Below are 18,208 nucleotides of genomic sequence, written 5' to 3'. Positions count from 1 at the left end.
GATTTGAAAACCCCAAACTAAAAAGAGCGCCCATATGGCGCTCTTTCTCATTCTATAACCGGGTGGTTAACTGATTAGTTGTTCTCAATCAGGTTGTTGCCACCGATAGCAATCTTACGTGGTTGCATGGCTTCAGGGATTTCACGAACTAAATCGATATGAAGCAGACCGTTTTCCATTGATGCACCCACGACTTTTACGTAATCCGCTAGCTGGAATTTACGTTCAAAATCACGTTCTGCAATACCTTGGTAAACGTAGTTTTTGCCTTCTTCTGCTTTACGTTCGCCCTTCACAATCAACATGTTTTCGTTTTGAGTCAGATCGAGCTGTTCTTCAGCAAAGCCAGCAACGGCCATAGTAATACGGTAGTTGTGCTCGTCTTTTTGCTCAATGTTGTATGGAGGGTAACCGCCAGAAGTATTTTTCGCTGTATTCGCTTCCATCAGGTTTAGCAGACGATCAAAGCCAATTGCATTACGGTATAGTGGTGAGAAATCTACATTACGCATAAATCTATCCTCTTAATTAAGCAATAGTCTTAGTTCAGATGAGTTCAATCCTACTGGCGTGTTTATGCAAAAACCAACGCCGAACTAAGAGATTCTTATCATTCCACTGGCCTTGGTTTGGCTCGGAGACATGATATTGAATCTAAAGGTTTAAGTTGTGTGCTAAAACGCCATATCCTCTTCTGAGCGATCTCGTTTTAGCGATTTCAGAGGGCTGGTCTTCTAGTCTCTAGCAAGCCAGTCACCCTCTTCATAACTAGATATAAGGTCGTCAAAAATGACTTTCAAGGGAAAAAACAAAAAATTTTTAAAGCATCCACTATCCCCTTGAACAGCTTAGTTCCTCATCACTTCGCGATCAGTGATAAAAAGCCCGCCGTTCTGGAGGGCTCAATCTACACTTTACTTGCGGGAGGATTTACGCGCTTTTACAACGCCCTTTTCTGCCGCCTTTTCCTGCTTTAGTTTGCGCTTTTCTTTTAGACTCAACTGCGGTTGTTTCTTTTCTTTCTTACTCATGACTTCACCTCTATTTATTGGCACAACAGACAACCACACAGCATTTTCTGAGCTGGTGGTTGCGATTGATGAACAATTTCAGTAATCACAAAGCAGCGTCGCTGATTAAAAATTTCCACTTCGAGCGCATCATTTTTAGCTCGACCTAATAGTCGAGACCCCAAATAAGAATCGACCGCGAGCATACCTGTCATGGGTTGCCCCTTGCGCGAGCTGACCAATGTCATGCGATATTGATAGGCGCGTTCAACATCCACTAAGCGAACCGTGTCCCCAACCGCAATACGAGTTCGGTTACGGCAATGGGCTTGTTGCTCGCAGGTTTCAAATAGCGATAACAACCTTAGTGGTGATTGATAGGTTAAAAAGCGACTGGTTAACCACCAAGTTCGCAGCGCCAAGCAGTACGCTGAGAACCAGCGTTCAAACATGATTATTTCCTTCTTAATGCCTTGTCTTACAAATAAATTCAGTGCATTGAACCGGAAGTGCATCACTTCCGGCTTAGTTCAGGAAAGTCATCACCATTTTCTTAGTCTCCTTATTCATCAGCTCTTCAGCACTATAGCGAGCAGAAAAAAGAAAGCAAAAACGCTCAAGCGAACAAAATGGCGAGAAAAAAAGAAAACAGAAATAAAATGGCAGGCTTGATCGGGTTGTTGGCAGTTAGTACCAGAAAAACATCCGCTTTAGCAGAAAGTGGCGATTTTAGCTGGTGGTACAACAAAAAAAGCAGCGATTTCTCGCTGCTTTTTACTATCACGAACAGTGTCGTTATACGTCTAGGTTCGCTACTTTCAGTGCGTTCTCTTCGATGAAGTTACGACGAGGTTCTACTTGGTCACCCATTAGCGTAGTGAACAGTTGATCTGCACCTACCGCATCTTCAATCGTTACCTGCATCATACGACGAGTTTCTGGGTCCATGGTGGTTTCCCAAAGTTGGTCTGGGTTCATCTCACCTAGACCTTTGTAGCGCTGACGGCTTAAGCCACGCATTGACTCTTTCACTAACCAGTCAAGCGCTTCTGCAAAGTTTGCCACTGGCATAGTACGCTCACCACGTTTGATGTACGCGCCTTCTTCCAGAAGTCCATCAAGTGCTTCTGATAGATCAGCCAACTTGCCGTACTCTTTCGAGTTTAGGAAGTCGATGCTAATTGCATGTTCGTGCGTCACGCCGTGAGTACGAACCACAATCTTAGGCAAGTTTAAGCCTAGCTCTTCGTGCTGCTCAACTTCGTAGCTGTACTGGCTTGCACCCACTTCTTTCGCATTCAGCTGTTCAATAAGCTGCTTCGTCCAAGCTTCCACAACTGATGCGTCATGGCATTGCTCTGGCGTTAGGCGAGGAGTGTAAATCAACTCGTTTACCAAAGCACTTGGGTAACGACGGCTCATACGTTCCGCCAGTTTAATACCCGCATTGTACTGTTGAACAAGCTTCTCTAGTGCTTCACCAGCCAATGCTGGTGCTTCTGCGTTTACGTGTAGCGATGCATTGTCCAGAGCCAATGATACTTGGTATTGGTTCATCGCTTCTTCATCTTTGATGTACTGCTCTTGTTTGCCTTTTTTCACTTTGTATAGTGGTGGCTGAGCGATGTACACATAGCCACGCTCGATAAGCTCTGGCATTTGACGGTAGAAGAAGGTCAACAGTAGCGTACGGATGTGCGAACCATCGACATCGGCATCGGTCATGATGATGATGTTGTGGTAACGAAGCTTGTCCGGGTTGTACTCGTCACGACCGATACCACAACCTAGTGCGGTGATTAGTGTTGCTACTTCTTGAGAAGATAGCATCTTGTCGAAACGTGCTTTTTCTACGTTAAGAATCTTACCTTTTAGCGGTAGGATCGCTTGGTTCTTACGGTTACGGCCTTGTTTTGCGGAGCCGCCTGCCGAATCACCCTCCACTATGTATAGTTCAGAGAGTGCCGGATCTTTTTCCTGACAGTCTGCAAGTTTACCTGGAAGGCCAGCTAGGTCTAGTGCACCTTTACGGCGCGTCATTTCACGAGCTTTACGCGCTGCTTCACGAGCACGTGCTGCATCGATGATTTTCGAACAAACCATCTTCGCTTCTGTCGGGTTCTCAATCAGGAACTCAGACAGTTTTTCACCCATTGCAGACTCAACAGCTGATTTCACTTCAGAAGAAACCAGTTTGTCTTTTGTTTGGCTTGAGAACTTAGGATCAGGCACTTTCACCGAAACAACCGCAGTTAGACCTTCACGCGCATCGTCGCCTGAAGTCGCTGTTTTCGCTTTCTTCGAGAAACCTTCTTTATCCATAAAGCTGTTCAATGTACGTGTTAGCGCAGCACGGAAACCAGCAAGGTGAGTACCACCATCACGCTGTGGGATATTGTTGGTAAAGCAGAAGATGTTCTCTTGGAAACCATCGTTCCATTGCATCGCCACTTCAACTGAAATGCCGTCTTCACGCTCAGAGTTAAAGTGGAAGATTTTTTCGATGATTGGCGTTTTGTTGGTGTTTAGGTGATCAACGAACGCTTGAATACCACCTTCATACATGAAGTGATCATGTTTGTCCGCTTCACGTTCATCAACCAATTTGATCGACACACCAGAGTTCAGGAATGACAGTTCACGCAGGCGTTTCGCCAGAATGTCATAGTGGAACTCAGTGTTAGAGAACGTCTCGGCACTTGGCCAGAAACGAATTTGTGTACCGGTTTTATCCGTATCACCCACAACGGCTAGTGGCGCTTGAGGCTCACCATGGCGGTAGGTTTGCGTATGGATATGGCCACCACGATGAATCGTTAGCTCAACTTTCTCTGATAGTGCGTTTACTACTGAAACACCTACCCCGTGAAGACCACCCGATACTTTGTATGAGTTATCGTCGAACTTACCACCCGCGTGAAGAACCGTCATAATTACTTCTGCTGCAGAGACATTTTCCTCTGAGTGGATTTCTGTTGGAATGCCACGACCATCATCGCTAACGGAAACCGAGTTATCCTCATGAATTGTCACAACGATGTCTTTACAGTGACCTGCCAACGCTTCATCAATTGAGTTATCCACCACCTCGAAAACCATGTGGTGAAGGCCGGTGCCGTCGTCCGTATCGCCGATGTACATTCCTGGACGCTTACGTACCGCATCCAGACCCTTCAGTACCTTAATACTCGATGAATCGTAATTTTCAGACATGAGTTTCTCTCTTCTAGTTTGACTCTATCCTGCCATGTTCCACATGAAACAATTTACCGTTATCGTCCAACATATCGGCGATTTGGCTTTCAGTGATAGAGCTTACAAATACTTGTGCGCCCGTCTCTTTTAAGCAGTCAGCAAGACGCTTGCGACGTTGGCTATCTAATTCCGACGCGAAGTCATCAATTAGGTAAATGCATTGTTTACCGGCCATCTCTGTCAGGTGTTGCCCTTGCGCTACACGCAATGCACACACCATGAGTTTTAATTGACCGCGTGACAGAACATCTTCAACGGGCGTTCCGTTCACTTTAATGCGCAAATCAGCTTTGTTTGGGCCACTAAAGGTGTATCCCAATGCCTGATCACGCTCAAAATTCTTTTCTAGTATCTCGTGGTATGGAGTGTCTTTATCCCAGCCACGATAATACTTCAATTGGATCTCAAATTCTGGCAAAAATGTCTGACAGATAGTTTCTGCGACGGTTTTCATCTGCTCGATGTAACTTGCTCGCCATTGGCTGATGTTTTCAGCCAACCCTGCCATTTCCTGATCCCAATAACTGAGCTCACGATAACTATTGGCGGTTTTCAACAACGCGTTGCGCTGCTTGTTCAGGCGCTTGAACCTTCCCCATGCTTGATAAAAAGCGGGCTCGGTATGAAACACGCCCCAATCAATAAACGCACGACGATGTTTAGGGCCATCTGTCAGTAAATCAAACCCTTCTGGGTGTATCAACTGCAGAGGCAGAACTTGTGCCAACTGCGCTAATTTTTGTCCAGATTGACCGCCTATTTTAACCTCTGTTGAGCCATCACGCTGCTTATTAATGCCGATAGGTAGCTCAAATTGATCCGAGTTCAAAAAACGACCATGAACAAACAGTTCGTCACACTCATTTTGTATCACTCGTCCGGTGAGAGAGCTCTTGAATGAGCGGCCATGCCCGAGCAGATAAACCGCTTCTAAGACACTGGTTTTACCGCTGCCGTTCGGCCCGATAAGAAAGTTAAAGCCTGCTGATAACTCAATATCACAGGCTTTAATGTTTCGAAACTGCTGAATGATGAGACGAGAAAGAGGCATTCAGTTGGCTTATAGACGAATTGGCATCACCACGTACATGGCACTATCATCGTCGGCATTTTCAATCAACGCGCTAGCGTTAGCATCCGACATCGACACACGTACATTTTCACAACGCAACGTGTTCAGAACATCAAGCACATAGCTTACGTTAAAGCCGATTTCGATGGCGTCACCTTCAAAGGTTACATCAAGCATCTCTTCCGCTTCTTCTTGTTCTGGGTTATTCGCGGTTATGCGCATTTCAGTATCAGCCAGATTCACACGCACGCCACGGAATTTTTCGTTGGAAAGAATCGCAGCACGAGAGAAGGCTTGGCGCAACTCGTCACAACTTGCTATTAGGGTCTTATTGGTGCTCTGAGGCAATACACGGCGGTAATCAGGGAAACGACCATCAACCAACTTAGAGGTAAAAGTAAAGTTATTCACCTCAGCACGAACATTGGAGCTACCGATCTGAAGTACTACGGGCTGCTCTGGCGCATCCATCAACTTTACTAATTCTTGCACACCTTTGCGTGGCACGATGATTTGCTTCTGCGCAAAGTCCGCACCTAGCTGAGTTTGCGATACCGCCATACGGTGGCCGTCCGTCGCCACGCTGCGTAGCGTGGTGCCGTCAATTTCAAACAACATGCCGTTGAGGTAGTAACGAACGTCTTGATTCGCCATCGAGAACTGAGTTTTGTCGATCAGCGTACGTAAATCAGCTTGGCTCAGTGATACTTCCACTTCGCTTTGCCAGTCTTCAATATTAGGGAAATCGTTCGCAGGAAGCGTTGCCAACGAGAAACGGCTGCGACCAGAGCGAACTTGTACGCGATCACCTTCTAATACAAATGTGATGATCGCATCGTCCGGTAAACCACGGCAGATATCGAGAAACTTACGAGAAGGAACGGTAATGCTGCCCGCTTCAAAATCACCTTCTAGCGTCACTTTGCTTACTAACTCTACTTCAAGATCGGTTGCCGTCATCGACAATACGTTCTCTTCTACTTTAAGAAGTAGGTTACCCAGGATTGGCAGAGTTGGTCGGCCACCTAAAGCGCCCGAAACCTGCTGTAGCGGTTTGATTAAATGACTACGTTCAATGGTAAATTTCATGCTTGGCTCTTTACGCTGTCAGCTCAATAAATGATTTGCTTAGAATACCGTTATTCTAACCGATTACGAAGACAGGGTGCGAATCAAGTTAGAGTAATCTTCTTTAATGTCGTGGCTCTCTTCACGCAGCTGCTCAATCTTGCGACAAGCATGAAGTACGGTCGTATGATCGCGGCCCCCAAACGCATCGCCAATTTCAGGCAAACTGTGGTTGGTTAGCTCTTTTGCTAACGCCATAGCCAGCTGACGAGGACGCGCTACAGAACGAGAACGACGCTTAGACAGCAAGTCCGCTACTTTAATCTTGTAGTATTCCGCCACTGTCTTTTGAATGTTATCGATTGTCACAAGCTTCTCTTGTAGAGCAAGCAGATCGCGCAGCGCTTCACGAACAAAATCAATCGTAATTGGACGGCCAGTAAAGTTCGCGTTCGCAATAACACGGTTCAGTGCACCTTCTAGCTCACGAACGTTCGAACGCAGACGCTTGGCAATGAAGAATGCCACTTCATCAGCAAGGTGGATTTGGTGATCTTCAGCTTTTTTCATCAAGATCGCCACACGCGTTTCAAGCTCAGGCGGCTCGATCGCAACAGTAAGACCCCAACCAAAGCGAGATTTAAGACGATCTTCAACGCCATTAATTTCTTTAGGATAACGGTCAGACGTTAGAATGATCTGCTGATTACCTTCCAATAGTGCGTTGAAGGTATGGAAGAATTCTTCTTGTGAACGTTCTTTATTAGCAAAGAATTGGATGTCATCGATAAGGAGCGCATCCACGCTGCGGTAGTAGCGTTTGAATTCTTCAATCGCATTGTTTTGCAGCGCTTTCACCATGTCTTGCACAAAACGTTCTGAGTGCATGTAGACCACTTTTGCGTTCGGGTTGTTATCCACAATCGCGTTACCCACCGCATGCAATAAGTGGGTTTTACCCAAACCCGTGCCGCCGTATAGGAATAGTGGGTTGTAAGCTGCACCTGGGTTATCCGATACCTGACGCGCCGCAGCCAAACCCAGTTGGTTCGACTTACCTTCAACAAAGTTATCGAACTTGTGTTTTGGGTTCATGTTTGAGCGGTGATTGATAGCCGCAATCGCTTGAGCGTCGTCATCCCAGGTTTTGTGTACTGGCTTACGCGCCTGTAATTGCGCAGGTGCAGATGACTCGGCAGCCACATCTGCAGGCGTACGTGTCGGCGCTGGTTTTGGTGCAGAGACAGGTCGGCTCCCCACTTCAAAACGTAAGTTAGGAATATCGCCACCGCAGTATTCCTGCAGTAAGCGAGTAATATTGTTCAGATACTTATCACGCACCCAGTCCAACACAAAGCGGTTTGGCGCGAATAGAGTGAGAGTATTGTCATTGAGCTCCGCTTGTAGCGGACGAACCCACATGCTGAATTCTGTAGCTGGTAGCTCTTCTTGAAGCTGCTGCAAACATTGCAGCCAAAGCGAAGATGACACGGTGCCCCCACTGAGTAATTGAATTATCGGAAAAGACTGGCAATTTTACCTGTTGATAACCAAGATCGCCAGCGATTGATCGACGATCCAGTGAATAAGATCCAAGTTATTCACAATTATTTCTGCAAACTTGATGAGATCAACACACCTTGCCCCAAATTTGCCCACACAACGATCCACAATTGGGCAAAATTCACAAGATCGAGCGATTGGTGATAAGTCTGTGTATTATTTTATTCCCAATGCTGATTTTGTCGATCATTTCGCTAGGTTCAGTTCGCATTTTCGTCACATTTAACATTCTTCTTCTATTATCTAATAACTCACAGGTCTAGGTTATTGCTCTTGGTTATTTATTTAATTGAGCTAACTAACAGTAGTATTTCCAACCATAAAATTATGGAGATGTATTATGAAAAACTGGATTAAGGTTGCCGTTGCAGCCATTGCACTGTCGGCAGCAACCGTACAAGCCGCTACTGAAGTCAAAGTTGGTATGTCAGGTCGCTACTTCCCGTTTACTTTTGTAAAGCAAGACAAGCTACAAGGCTTTGAAGTCGACATGTGGGATGAAATCGGTAAACGTAACGATTACAAAATCGAATACGTAACAGCCAACTTCTCTGGTTTATTTGGTCTTTTAGAAACTGGTCGTATCGATACGATCTCCAACCAAATCACCATGACTGATGAGCGTAAAGCTAAATACCTATTTGCTGACCCTTACGTTGTAGATGGCGCACAAATTACCGTGCGTAAAGGCAACGACAGCATCAAAGGTGTTGACGATCTTGCGGGCAAAACCGTTGCGGTGAACCTAGGCTCTAACTTTGAGCAACTGCTGCGTCAATACGACAAAGACGGCAAGATCAACATTAAAACGTACGACACAGGTATCGAACATGACGTGGCGCTCGGTCGTGCAGACGCGTTTGTAATGGATCGTCTTTCTGCGTTAGAGCTGATTAAGAAAACTGGCCTTCCTCTGGAATTGGCAGGCGAACCGTTTGAGACCATTCAAAACGCATGGCCTTTCGTTGACAACGAGAAAGGTCGTAAGCTGCAAGAAGAAGTAAACAAAGCACTGGCTGAGATGCGCGCAGATGGTACAGTAGAGAAAATTTCCGTGAAGTGGTTTGGCGCTGACATCACGAAATAAGAACTCTTTGTACTTTAGGCCGCAAAGTGGTATCACTCTCGGACTAAAATAAACTTACGTAAAGGTGGAACTTGTTTTCCACCTTTTCTTTTCTCTAGCCTTTAGGTAAGCCTTATGGGATTTGACTTTAATTACATGTTGGAACTGCTGCCGATATTGCTGAAATATCTTGGCACAACCATGGAAATGGCGACATGGGGATTGGTGTTTTCGCTGATTTTATCCGTCATTTTAGCCAATATTCGCGTATTTAAACTGCCAGTTCTGGATCAATTAAGCCAACTGTACATCAGCTTCTTCCGTGGCACCCCACTGTTGGTTCAGCTTTTCCTGCTTTATTACGGCTTACCGCAAATTTTTCCATTGATGGTCGGTATCGACGCCTTTTCAGCAGCGGTTATCGGTTTAACGCTGCACTTTGCCGCTTATATGGCGGAAAGTATTCGTGCCGCCATTATTGGCATTGATCGCAGCCAAATGGAAGCGAGCTTATCGGTCGGTATGACGACATCCCAAGCAATGCGCCGAGTGATTTTACCTCAAGCAACGCGTGTCGCACTGCCTTCATTGATGAACTACTTCATCGATATGATCAAGTCAACGTCTCTCGCTTTCACGCTTGGTGTGGCCGAAATCATGGCGAAAGCACAGATGGAAGCCTCATCAAGTTTCCGTTTCTTTGAAGCTTTCCTTGCGGTTGCTCTTATTTACTGGGGCGTGGTGGTGATTCTGACTCGCGTACAAATCTGGGCAGAAGCAAAACTGAATAAGGCGTACGTACGATGATTAAGTTAGAAAATATTCACAAACGTTTTGGTGAGACTGAAGTGCTGAAAGGCATCGACCTCGATATTAAGCAAGGTGAGATCATCGTGATTATCGGCTCAAGTGGTACGGGTAAATCAACCTTGCTGCGTACGGTGAACTTTCTAGAACAAGCAGATGAAGGTCGTATCACGATAGATGACATCTCCGTTGATACTCAAAAACACACTAAAGCCGAAGTATTAGCGCTGCGTCGTCGAACTGGCTTTGTGTTCCAAAACTATGCCCTGTTTGCCCACATGAATGCGCGCCAGAACATTGCCGAAGGTCTAGTGACCGTTCGAGGTTGGAAAAAAGCCGATGCTCTCAAACGAGCGCAACAAATTCTGGATGACATCGGCCTTGGGGATAAAGGCGATAGTTATCCAGCGGCATTATCTGGCGGCCAACAACAACGTGTGGGTATCGGCCGAGCGATGGCGCTGCAACCAGAACTGCTGTTGTTTGACGAACCAACTTCTGCGCTGGATCCTGAATGGGTCGGTGAAGTTCTCTCATTAATGAAGAAGTTAGCTAATCAGCATCAAACCATGCTGGTGGTGACGCACGAGATGCAATTCGCGAAAGAAGTCGCTGATAGAGTGATCTTCATGGCGGAAGGCAATATCGTTGAGCAAGGTTCTCCACAGGATATCTTCGATAATCCACAAGATCCTCGTTTGAAAAAATTCCTTAACCAAGTAGGAATAGAGTAACGATCAAGCATCAGGATCGATTGATCCTTGAGATTTTACTCACACTACGTATAATCGCCCGGCCGGAATTTCGTACTCATTGAGTCATTGACACATTATGTGAGTGTGATTACAATTCCGCCTCTTTGTTGAGAGGCGTCGGTTGTTCTTCTCTATATAAAGAGCTTCTTTATATAAGAAAGCAAATACCCACGCCGGGTTTAACAAGAACCTAAAACTACTGATCAGTAAAGGTAATTATCATGAAACGCACTTTTCAACCTACAGTTCTAAAGCGCAAGCGTACTCACGGCTTCCGTGCTCGCATGGCAACTAAGAACGGTCGTAAAGTTATCAACGCACGTCGTGCAAAAGGCCGTGCGCGCCTATCAAAATAATCGCTAGTTTATTTTGAACACGTACGCGTTTAATCGGGAGTTACGTTTGTTAACTCCCGAGCATTATCAAAACGTCTTCCAGCAAGCTCATCGAGCTGGCTCGCCTCATTTCACCATCATTGCTCGCAATAACAAACTTTCTCACCCACGATTAGGTTTAGCGGTTCCCAAAAAGCAAATCAAAACGGCTGTCGGTCGTAACCGATTTAAGCGTTTGGCTCGTGAAAGCTTTCGTAACAATCAACATCAGCTTCCAAACAAAGATTTTGTTGTGATTGCAAAGAAAAGCGCGCAAGATTTAAGCAATGAGCAAATTTTTAAGTTGTTTGATAAGCTATGGCAACGCCTGTCTCGCCCTTCACGTGGATAGCCATTGGGCTCGTTTATCTGTATCGCTGGTTTATCAGCCCTTTGATTGGTCCTCGTTGCCGGTTCACACCAACCTGTTCCACTTACGCGCTAGAAGCTTTGAGAGCTCACGGTTTTGTAAAAGGATGTTGGTTATCAGGCAAACGTCTATTAAAATGCCACCCTTTGAATGAAGGGGGGTATGACCCCGTTCCACCAGTCCAAAAACAAGACAGAGATAACTAACGATGGATTCTCAACGTAATATCCTGCTCATCGGTTTGGCCCTGGTTTCTTTTTTGCTGTTTCAACAATGGCAAGTTGCAAAGAATCCAGAACCTCAAGCAGTTGAACAGGCTCAATCAAGCAGCACTCTACCTGCACCATCTTTTGCTGATGAACTTGACCCAGTTCCTGGTCAACAGCAAGCTTCTGCAAAAACTATCACAGTAACGACTGATGTTTTAACTCTGTCGATCGACACCGTTGGTGGCGATGTGGTACATGCCAACCTTAACGAATACTCTGCTGAGTTAGATTCATCAGATTCCTTTGTTCTGCTTAAAGACGCTCAAGGTCACCAATTTATCGCTCAAAGCGGTCTAGTGGGTCCTCAAGGTATCGACTTGAGCAGCACAAATCGCCCTCACTACAACGTAAGTGCAGACAGCTTCACAATGGCTGACGGTCAAGATGAACTTCGCGTTCCGATGACATTCACTGCAAACGGCATCGAATACACCAAAACTTACATCTTTAAACGCGGCAGCTACGCGCTTAATGTTGAATACGATGTAGTGAACAACTCAGGCAACAACGCAACATTTGGTATGTACGCTCACCTACGTCAAAACCTAATGGACGATGGTGGTAGCATCACAATGCCTACTTACCGTGGTGGCGCATACTCAACAGAAGATACGCGTTACAAGAAGTACAGCTTTGATGATATGCAGGATCGCAACCTGTCTCTTAACCTAGCCGATGGCCAAGGTTGGGCAGCAATGATTCAGCACTACTTTGCCGCAGCTTGGATCCCACGTAACGAACCAGGTACTAACCTATACACTCGTGTAATTGGCAACCTAGGCGACATCGGCGTTCGTATGCCAAACAAAACTATCGCAACAGGCGATCAGGCTAAGTTTGAAGCAACACTTTGGGTTGGTCCAAAACTGCAAGATGAAATGGCAGAAGTGGCACCTAACCTAGACCTAGTAGTGGACTACGGCTGGTTATGGTTCATTGCGAAGCCTCTTCATATGTTGCTTTCATTCATCCAGAGCTTTGTTGGTAACTGGGGTGTGGCAATCATCTGTCTGACCTTCATCGTTCGTGGTGCAATGTACCCACTAACAAAAGCGCAATACACGTCTATGGCGAAAATGCGCATGCTACAGCCTAAGCTGCAAGCAATGCGTGAGCGTATCGGTGATGACCGTCAGCGCATGAGCCAAGAAATGATGGAACTGTACAAGAAAGAGAAAGTGAACCCACTAGGTGGTTGTCTACCTCTTATCCTACAGATGCCTATTTTCATCGCACTATACTGGGCGCTAATGGAATCGGTAGAGCTACGTCACTCACCATTCTTCGGTTGGATTCATGACCTTTCAGCGCAGGACCCTTACTACATCCTGCCGCTATTGATGGGTGCGTCTATGTTCCTAATCCAGAAGATGAGCCCGACAACGGTAACGGATCCAATGCAGCAGAAGATCATGACCTTTATGCCGGTTATGTTTACCTTCTTCTTCTTGTTCTTCCCATCAGGTCTCGTTCTGTACTGGTTGGTGTCGAACATCGTAACGCTTATCCAGCAAACTCTGATCTACAAAGGATTAGAGAAAAAAGGCTTACACAGCAAGTAACCTTTTAGGAAATGATTGAGAAAGGCGGCCAAAAGGTCGCCTTTTTGTTTTTGGCTGATTACAATTCAGCTAATTAATTGTGATGGCTCCCTAGGTATCTTCCCTATAGCCCAGCTCAAAAGGCAAAATTATGACTACAGATACGATTGTCGCTCAAGCGACCGCGCCTGGTCGTGGCGGTGTCGGTATTATTCGAGTTTCTGGCCCTAAAGCCAACCAAGTGGCGTTAGAAGTCACTGGCAAAACACTAAAGCCCCGCTACGCAGAGTACCTGCCGTTTAAGTCAGAAGATGGCACTGTGCTTGATCAGGGCATCGCACTGTACTTCCCTAACCCACACTCATTTACCGGTGAAGACGTACTTGAGCTACAAGGCCATGGCGGCCCTGTCGTGATGGATATGCTGATAAAACGCATTCTAGGTATAGATGGTATTCGAGCTGCTCGCCCTGGTGAGTTCTCTGAACGCGCATTTCTGAACGATAAACTCGACCTCGCTCAAGCCGAGGCGATCGCAGACCTCATTGATGCCAGTTCTGAAGAAGCAGCAAAATCGGCACTGCAATCCTTACAGGGCGCATTTTCAGGCCGCATTAATACCTTAGTTGAGTCGCTGATTCATTTGCGTATCTATGTTGAAGCAGCCATCGACTTCCCTGAAGAAGAGATCGACTTTTTGGCCGACGGTAAAGTGGCTGGTGACCTACAAGCCATCATCGACAACCTAGATGCGGTGCGCAAAGAAGCTAACCAAGGCGCTATTATGCGTGAAGGGATGAAAGTCGTGATTGCGGGTCGTCCAAATGCGGGCAAATCAAGCCTACTGAACGCGCTATCGGGTAAAGAATCTGCAATCGTAACCGACATCGCAGGAACCACGCGTGATGTACTGCGTGAGCATATCCATATTGATGGCATGCCACTACACATCATTGATACAGCAGGTTTGCGTGATGCTTCCGATGAAGTAGAGAAAATCGGTATCGAACGCGCGTGGGATGAAATAGCCCAAGCAGACCGCGTATTGTTCATGGTGGATGGCACGACAACCGATGCCACCGATCCGAAAGATATCTGGCCAGATTTTGTGGATCGCCTACCAGACAACATTGGCATAACTGTGATCCGTAATAAAGCGGATCAAACGGGTGAAGATATGGGGATCTGCCACGTCAATAACCCTACTCTTATCCGTTTGTCAGCGAAGACTGGTGCAGGGGTTGAAGCTCTGCGCGATCATCTCAAGGAGTGTATGGGCTTCTCTGGCAACAGTGAAGGTGGGTTTATGGCTCGTCGTCGTCATCTCGATGCATTAGAACGTGCCGCACAGCACCTTCAAATAGGCCAGGAGCAGCTTGAAGGCTATATGGCAGGTGAAATATTGGCTGAAGAGCTACGCATCACCCAACAACATCTCAATGAGATTACCGGTGAGTTCAGTTCTGACGACTTACTGGGACGAATCTTCTCTTCATTCTGTATCGGGAAGTAAATAATCGAACGCGCGGTGCTGAGCTTAACTCACACCGCTTTTCTTTTTGTACGGCAAGCCATCCATGAGCTTTAGCCGTCGCATTCAATAAGGAAGAAGTATGATCCACATTATTACAGGCAGCACGTTAGGTGGCGCAGAATACGTAGGGGATCACCTGAGTGATCTACTCAACGAGAATGGATTTGAAACAACGATCCACAACCAGCCTTCCCTCAATGATATCGAAAATCAAGGTACGTGGTTGGTGATCACCTCTACACATGGAGCTGGTGAGTATCCTGATAATATCCAACCTTTTATCGCAGCATTACAAAATACACCGCCAAAAATGACTGATGTAAAATTTGCGGTGATTGCGATTGGTGACTCTAGCTACGATACGTTCTGTGCCGCTGGTCAACACGCTTATGATTTATTAGAGGATATTGGTGCAACCCCTCTCGCAGATTGCTTTAAAATCGATGTACTGAGCCATGATGTGCCAGAAGACGCCGCAGAGATGTGGTTAAAAGAGAATATCGAACGTTTTTAAACTCACGACTTTCCCTTCAACAGAGTCGAAATTCGGCTCTGTTTTCTCCCATGTGAATAACTCCCACCAAATTATTTTGTTTAACCGCTCAAAAACCAACCAAACAGACTGTGGATAACTACAATAAGATCCAGTGATTTTCCTTTAGTTATCCCAATAACAACTTTGATCAATTTCACCCCCTGTGTATAACCACCACTTTTGATCCCAGGTAATCCTCGATCTGATCCAATCATGATCACAAGATATGATCCAAAGAAGATCCATGATCTTGTTGATCATTTTTAGGTTATCCACAGAAACGGTCGATCCTAATAGTAGATCTAATAAAAGATCATATATATAGATCTTATATATATTTATCTTGAAGCTTAAAACGGATAAAACGAGAAAACGTTTTTCTCTCTGGCATAAAGCAGGTAAAATACTGCTCCTTTATCTGTCCATTAAATCCCTTTGAATACCTGAGGTCAGTTCATGCTTTATCACGAAAACTTTGACGTCATTGTTGTCGGTGGCGGACACGCAGGAACGGAAGCCGCGCTCGCATCTGCACGCACAGGACAAAAAACGCTTCTCCTTACCCATAACATCGATACATTAGGCCAGATGTCTTGTAATCCGGCGATCGGTGGTATTGGTAAAGGTCACTTAGTAAAAGAAGTAGATGCTATGGGCGGTTTGATGGCTGAAGCCATCGACCATGCAGGTATTCAGTTTCGTACACTAAATGCCTCCAAAGGTCCTGCAGTACGAGCAACTCGAGCTCAAGCCGATCGCGCTCTGTACAAAGCGTACGTTCGTAATGCATTAGAAAATGCGCCTAACTTAACGTTGTTCCAGCAATCAGTTGATGATCTGATTGTTGAACAAGATCGCGCAGTTGGTGTGGTAACTCAAATGGGACTTCGCTTCCATGCGAAAGCCGTTGTGCTAACCGTGGGTACCTTCCTTGGTGGTAAGATCCACATAGGTATGGAAAGCTCGTCTGGTGGTCGTGCCGGGGATCCACCATCGATCGCATTAGCGGATCGACTGCGTGAACTGCCGTTCCGTGTGGATCGTTTAAAAACAGGTACTCCACCGCGCATTGATGCTCGTACTGTTGATTTTTCAGTGCTAGAAGCTCAGCACGGTGATAACCCAACGCCTGTATTCTCGTTCATGGGCAAACGTGAACAGCATCCGCGTCAGATTCCATGTTTCATCACCCACACCAATGAACAAACTCACGATGTGATCCGCAGTAACTTGGATCGCAGTCCAATGTACGCAGGTGTGATTGAAGGTATTGGTCCTCGTTACTGTCCGTCTATTGAAGACAAAGTGATGCGTTTCGCTGACAAAAACAGCCACCAAATCTTCATTGAGCCAGAAGGCCTAACCACGCACGAGTTATACCCTAATGGTATCTCGACCAGCTTGCCATTTGATGTGCAAGTACAAATCGTGCGCTCAATGAAAGGGTTTGAAAATGCACACATCGTTCGCCCAGGTTATGCGATTGAATATGATTTCTTCGATCCACGTGATTTGAAGCAAACGTACGAGACGAAGTTCATCCATGGTTTGTTCTTTGCTGGCCAGATTAATGGTACGACTGGCTACGAAGAAGCCGCAGCGCAAGGCTTGATGGCGGGCCTAAACGCAAGCTTGTTTAGCCAAGACAAAGAAGGCTGGAGCCCACGTCGTGACCAAGCTTACATGGGCGTGTTGATTGATGACTTATCGACCATGGGTACCAAAGAGCCGTACCGCATGTTCACTTCTCGTGCGGAATACCGCCTGCTACTTCGTGAAGATAACGCCGATTTACGTTTAACGGAAAAAGCGCGCGAGCTAGGCTTGATTGATGATGTTCGTTGGGCTCGCTTTAACGAGAAAATCAACAATATGGAAACGGAGCGTCAGCGTTTGAAAGCAACGTGGATGAATCCGAAGTCAGAGGGTGTTGATGAGCTGAACAAGCTGCTGAAAACCCCAATGGCCCGTGAAGCGAGTGGTGAGGATCTTCTGCGTCGTCCAGAGATCACTTATTCGCAACTGACGCAACTTGAAGCGTTTGCTCCTGCTCTTGAAGATCAGCAAGCGGCTGAGCAAGTTGAAATTCAAGTGAAATACGATGGTTACATCAAGCGTCAGCAGGAAGAGATCGAAAAATCACTGCGTCACGAAAATACCAAGTTACCTGCTGATTTGGATTACCGCGATGTAAAAGGTTTATCAAACGAAGTCGTTGCTAAACTGAGCGAGGCCAAACCAGAGAGCATCGGTATTGCATCACGCATTTCTGGTATTACGCCTGCTGCAATTTCTATTCTACTTGTTCACTTGAAAAAGCATGGTTTGCTGAAGAAAGGTGAGGAAGAATAATGAGCGCATTGCGAACAAAGCTGGATTCACTGATCGCGAAAACCGATTTGGAAGTGTCAGAACAGCAACGAGAGCAGTTAGTTGGTTATGTCGAACTGCTCGATAAATGGAACAAAGCGTACAATTTAACATCGGTGCGTGATCCGCTTGATATGTTAGTGAAACATATTCTTGATAGTATCGTTGTAAGCGCACACCTGCCCGGTGAGCGCTTCATTGATGTTGGTACTGGTCCGGGGTTACCGGGCATCCCTTTGGCAATAATGAACCCTGAGAAAACCTTCTTTTTGCTCGACAGTCTTGGCAAACGCATCCGTTTTATCAAGCAAGTCGTGCACACATTAGGGCTGAAAAACGTGACACCAATTCAAAGTCGCGTCGAAGAATTCCAACCTGAAGAAAAATTTGATGGCGTTTTGAGTCGAGCTTTTGCTTCAATGACAGACATGGTGGAATGGTGCCACCATTTGCCGAAACAAGAGCACGGGGTGTTTCTAGCGCTGAAAGGACAGCACCCTAAAGATGAAATGGATCTGCTTCCTGAATGGTGCAGTGTGACAGAGATCATATCTTTGGCTGTTCCTGAGTTGGAAGGTGATCGTCATCTAGTAATCTTATCGCGCAAGGAAAATTAGCG

The 18,208-nt window shown here is 46.0% G+C and carries 17 protein-coding genes; 11 read left to right on the top strand and 6 right to left on the bottom strand.

The genetic code is table 11. The features are described from left to right. Positions 1-74: 74 nt before the first annotated feature. The 6 genes from R7E29_RS04420 to dnaA all read right to left on the bottom strand — a co-directional run bounded on the left by R7E29_RS04420 (position 75) and on the right by dnaA (position 7,896). Positions 75-512, bottom strand: coding sequence for an Hsp20 family protein (locus tag R7E29_RS04420; RefSeq protein WP_005378857.1), 438 nt, complete (start codon positions 510-512; stop codon positions 75-77). A 533-nt stretch (positions 513-1,045) separates the two neighbouring features. Continuing rightward, positions 1,046-1,462: a GreA/GreB family elongation factor gene (locus R7E29_RS04415; RefSeq protein ID WP_017821918.1), complete on the bottom strand. Its 417-nt coding sequence runs from the start codon at positions 1,460-1,462 to the stop codon at positions 1,046-1,048. Between the two features lie 343 nt (positions 1,463-1,805). Continuing rightward, positions 1,806-4,223 (bottom strand): DNA topoisomerase (ATP-hydrolyzing) subunit B, encoded by a 2,418-nt coding sequence (gene gyrB, locus R7E29_RS04410; RefSeq protein WP_005378841.1) that lies wholly within the window; start codon positions 4,221-4,223, stop codon positions 1,806-1,808. A gap of 13 nt (positions 4,224-4,236) precedes the next feature. Further along, complete coding sequence (gene recF, locus R7E29_RS04405; protein WP_005378839.1) at positions 4,237-5,316, bottom strand: DNA replication/repair protein RecF; 1,080 nt, start codon at positions 5,314-5,316, stop codon at positions 4,237-4,239. A 9-nt stretch (positions 5,317-5,325) separates the two neighbouring features. After that, complete coding sequence (gene dnaN, locus R7E29_RS04400; RefSeq protein ID WP_005394106.1) at positions 5,326-6,426, bottom strand: DNA polymerase III subunit beta; 1,101 nt, start codon at positions 6,424-6,426, stop codon at positions 5,326-5,328. Positions 6,427-6,489: 63 nt separating this feature from the next. After that, the gene (gene dnaA / locus R7E29_RS04395; protein ID WP_005378835.1) at positions 6,490-7,896 is read right to left on the bottom strand and encodes a chromosomal replication initiator protein DnaA; all 1,407 of its coding nucleotides are present in this window, start codon (positions 7,894-7,896) and stop codon (positions 6,490-6,492) included. Positions 7,897-8,308: 412 nt separating this feature from the next. On the opposite strand from dnaA, the gene R7E29_RS04390 reads away from it, so the two are divergent. The 11 genes from R7E29_RS04390 (at position 8,309) to rsmG (ending at position 18,206) form a co-directional block, all read left to right on the top strand. After that, entirely contained in the window at positions 8,309-9,055 is a 747-nt protein-coding gene (locus tag R7E29_RS04390; RefSeq protein ID WP_005378831.1) for an amino acid ABC transporter substrate-binding protein, read from the top strand. Positions 9,056-9,169: 114 nt separating this feature from the next. After that, positions 9,170-9,841, top strand: a complete 672-nt coding sequence (locus R7E29_RS04385) for an amino acid ABC transporter permease (RefSeq protein WP_005378829.1) — start codon at positions 9,170-9,172, stop codon at positions 9,839-9,841. Continuing rightward, complete coding sequence (locus tag R7E29_RS04380) at positions 9,838-10,575, top strand: amino acid ABC transporter ATP-binding protein (protein WP_005378827.1); 738 nt, start codon at positions 9,838-9,840, stop codon at positions 10,573-10,575. Before R7E29_RS04385 ends, R7E29_RS04380 begins: the two co-directional genes overlap by 4 nt. Positions 10,576-10,817: 242 nt before the next feature. Further along, positions 10,818-10,952: a 50S ribosomal protein L34 gene (rpmH, locus tag R7E29_RS04375; protein WP_005378825.1), complete on the top strand. Its 135-nt coding sequence runs from the start codon at positions 10,818-10,820 to the stop codon at positions 10,950-10,952. A 46-nt stretch (positions 10,953-10,998) separates the two neighbouring features. After that, entirely contained in the window at positions 10,999-11,322 is a 324-nt protein-coding gene (rnpA, locus tag R7E29_RS04370; RefSeq protein ID WP_230856649.1) for a ribonuclease P protein component, read from the top strand. Next, on the top strand, positions 11,289-11,546 hold the full coding sequence (yidD, locus tag R7E29_RS04365) for a membrane protein insertion efficiency factor YidD (RefSeq protein ID WP_005378822.1): 258 nt from the start codon (positions 11,289-11,291) through the stop codon (positions 11,544-11,546). Before rnpA ends, yidD begins: the two co-directional genes overlap by 34 nt. Before the next feature lie 2 nt (positions 11,547-11,548). Then, positions 11,549-13,171, top strand: a complete 1,623-nt coding sequence (yidC, locus tag R7E29_RS04360) for a membrane protein insertase YidC (RefSeq protein WP_005383834.1) — start codon at positions 11,549-11,551, stop codon at positions 13,169-13,171. A gap of 130 nt (positions 13,172-13,301) precedes the next feature. Continuing rightward, positions 13,302-14,663 (top strand): tRNA uridine-5-carboxymethylaminomethyl(34) synthesis GTPase MnmE, encoded by a 1,362-nt coding sequence (gene mnmE / locus R7E29_RS04355; protein ID WP_005383836.1) that lies wholly within the window; start codon positions 13,302-13,304, stop codon positions 14,661-14,663. Between the two features lie 100 nt (positions 14,664-14,763). Next, positions 14,764-15,198, top strand: coding sequence for an FMN-binding protein MioC (mioC, locus tag R7E29_RS04350; protein ID WP_053304046.1), 435 nt, complete (start codon positions 14,764-14,766; stop codon positions 15,196-15,198). Positions 15,199-15,675: 477 nt separating this feature from the next. Then, entirely contained in the window at positions 15,676-17,571 is a 1,896-nt protein-coding gene (gene mnmG / locus R7E29_RS04345) for a tRNA uridine-5-carboxymethylaminomethyl(34) synthesis enzyme MnmG (RefSeq protein WP_005378901.1), read from the top strand. Next, the gene (gene rsmG, locus R7E29_RS04340; RefSeq protein ID WP_054577153.1) at positions 17,571-18,206 is read left to right on the top strand and encodes a 16S rRNA (guanine(527)-N(7))-methyltransferase RsmG; all 636 of its coding nucleotides are present in this window, start codon (positions 17,571-17,573) and stop codon (positions 18,204-18,206) included. The genes mnmG and rsmG overlap by 1 nt, the downstream gene beginning before the upstream one ends. Positions 18,207-18,208 lie beyond the last annotated feature (2 nt).

The organism is Vibrio sp. Vb1729, assembly GCF_033338655.1.
Classification (GTDB): Bacteria; Pseudomonadota; Gammaproteobacteria; order Enterobacterales; family Vibrionaceae; genus Vibrio; species Vibrio alginolyticus.
Note: the sequence above shows the minus strand (reverse complement) of the source record. Positions and strands in the feature narration are given on the sequence as shown.

Coding starts and splice junctions, on each gene's coding strand:
- R7E29_RS04420 (WP_005378857.1), bottom strand. CDS start 512: ATGCGTAATGTAGATTTCTCACCACTATACCGTAATGCAATTGGCTTT.
- R7E29_RS04415 (WP_017821918.1), bottom strand. CDS start 1,462: ATGTTTGAACGCTGGTTCTCAGCGTACTGCTTGGCGCTGCGAACTTGG.
- gyrB (WP_005378841.1), bottom strand. CDS start 4,223: ATGTCTGAAAATTACGATTCATCGAGTATTAAGGTACTGAAGGGTCTG.
- recF (WP_005378839.1), bottom strand. CDS start 5,316: ATGCCTCTTTCTCGTCTCATCATTCAGCAGTTTCGAAACATTAAAGCC.
- dnaN (WP_005394106.1), bottom strand. CDS start 6,426: ATGAAATTTACCATTGAACGTAGTCATTTAATCAAACCGCTACAGCAG.
- R7E29_RS04390 (WP_005378831.1), top strand. CDS start 8,309: ATGAAAAACTGGATTAAGGTTGCCGTTGCAGCCATTGCACTGTCGGCA.
- R7E29_RS04385 (WP_005378829.1), top strand. CDS start 9,170: ATGGGATTTGACTTTAATTACATGTTGGAACTGCTGCCGATATTGCTG.
- R7E29_RS04380 (WP_005378827.1), top strand. CDS start 9,838: ATGATTAAGTTAGAAAATATTCACAAACGTTTTGGTGAGACTGAAGTG.
- rpmH (WP_005378825.1), top strand. CDS start 10,818: ATGAAACGCACTTTTCAACCTACAGTTCTAAAGCGCAAGCGTACTCAC.
- yidD (WP_005378822.1), top strand. CDS start 11,289: ATGGCAACGCCTGTCTCGCCCTTCACGTGGATAGCCATTGGGCTCGTT.
- yidC (WP_005383834.1), top strand. CDS start 11,549: ATGGATTCTCAACGTAATATCCTGCTCATCGGTTTGGCCCTGGTTTCT.
- mnmE (WP_005383836.1), top strand. CDS start 13,302: ATGACTACAGATACGATTGTCGCTCAAGCGACCGCGCCTGGTCGTGGC.
- mioC (WP_053304046.1), top strand. CDS start 14,764: ATGATCCACATTATTACAGGCAGCACGTTAGGTGGCGCAGAATACGTA.
- mnmG (WP_005378901.1), top strand. CDS start 15,676: ATGCTTTATCACGAAAACTTTGACGTCATTGTTGTCGGTGGCGGACAC.
- rsmG (WP_054577153.1), top strand. CDS start 17,571: ATGAGCGCATTGCGAACAAAGCTGGATTCACTGATCGCGAAAACCGAT.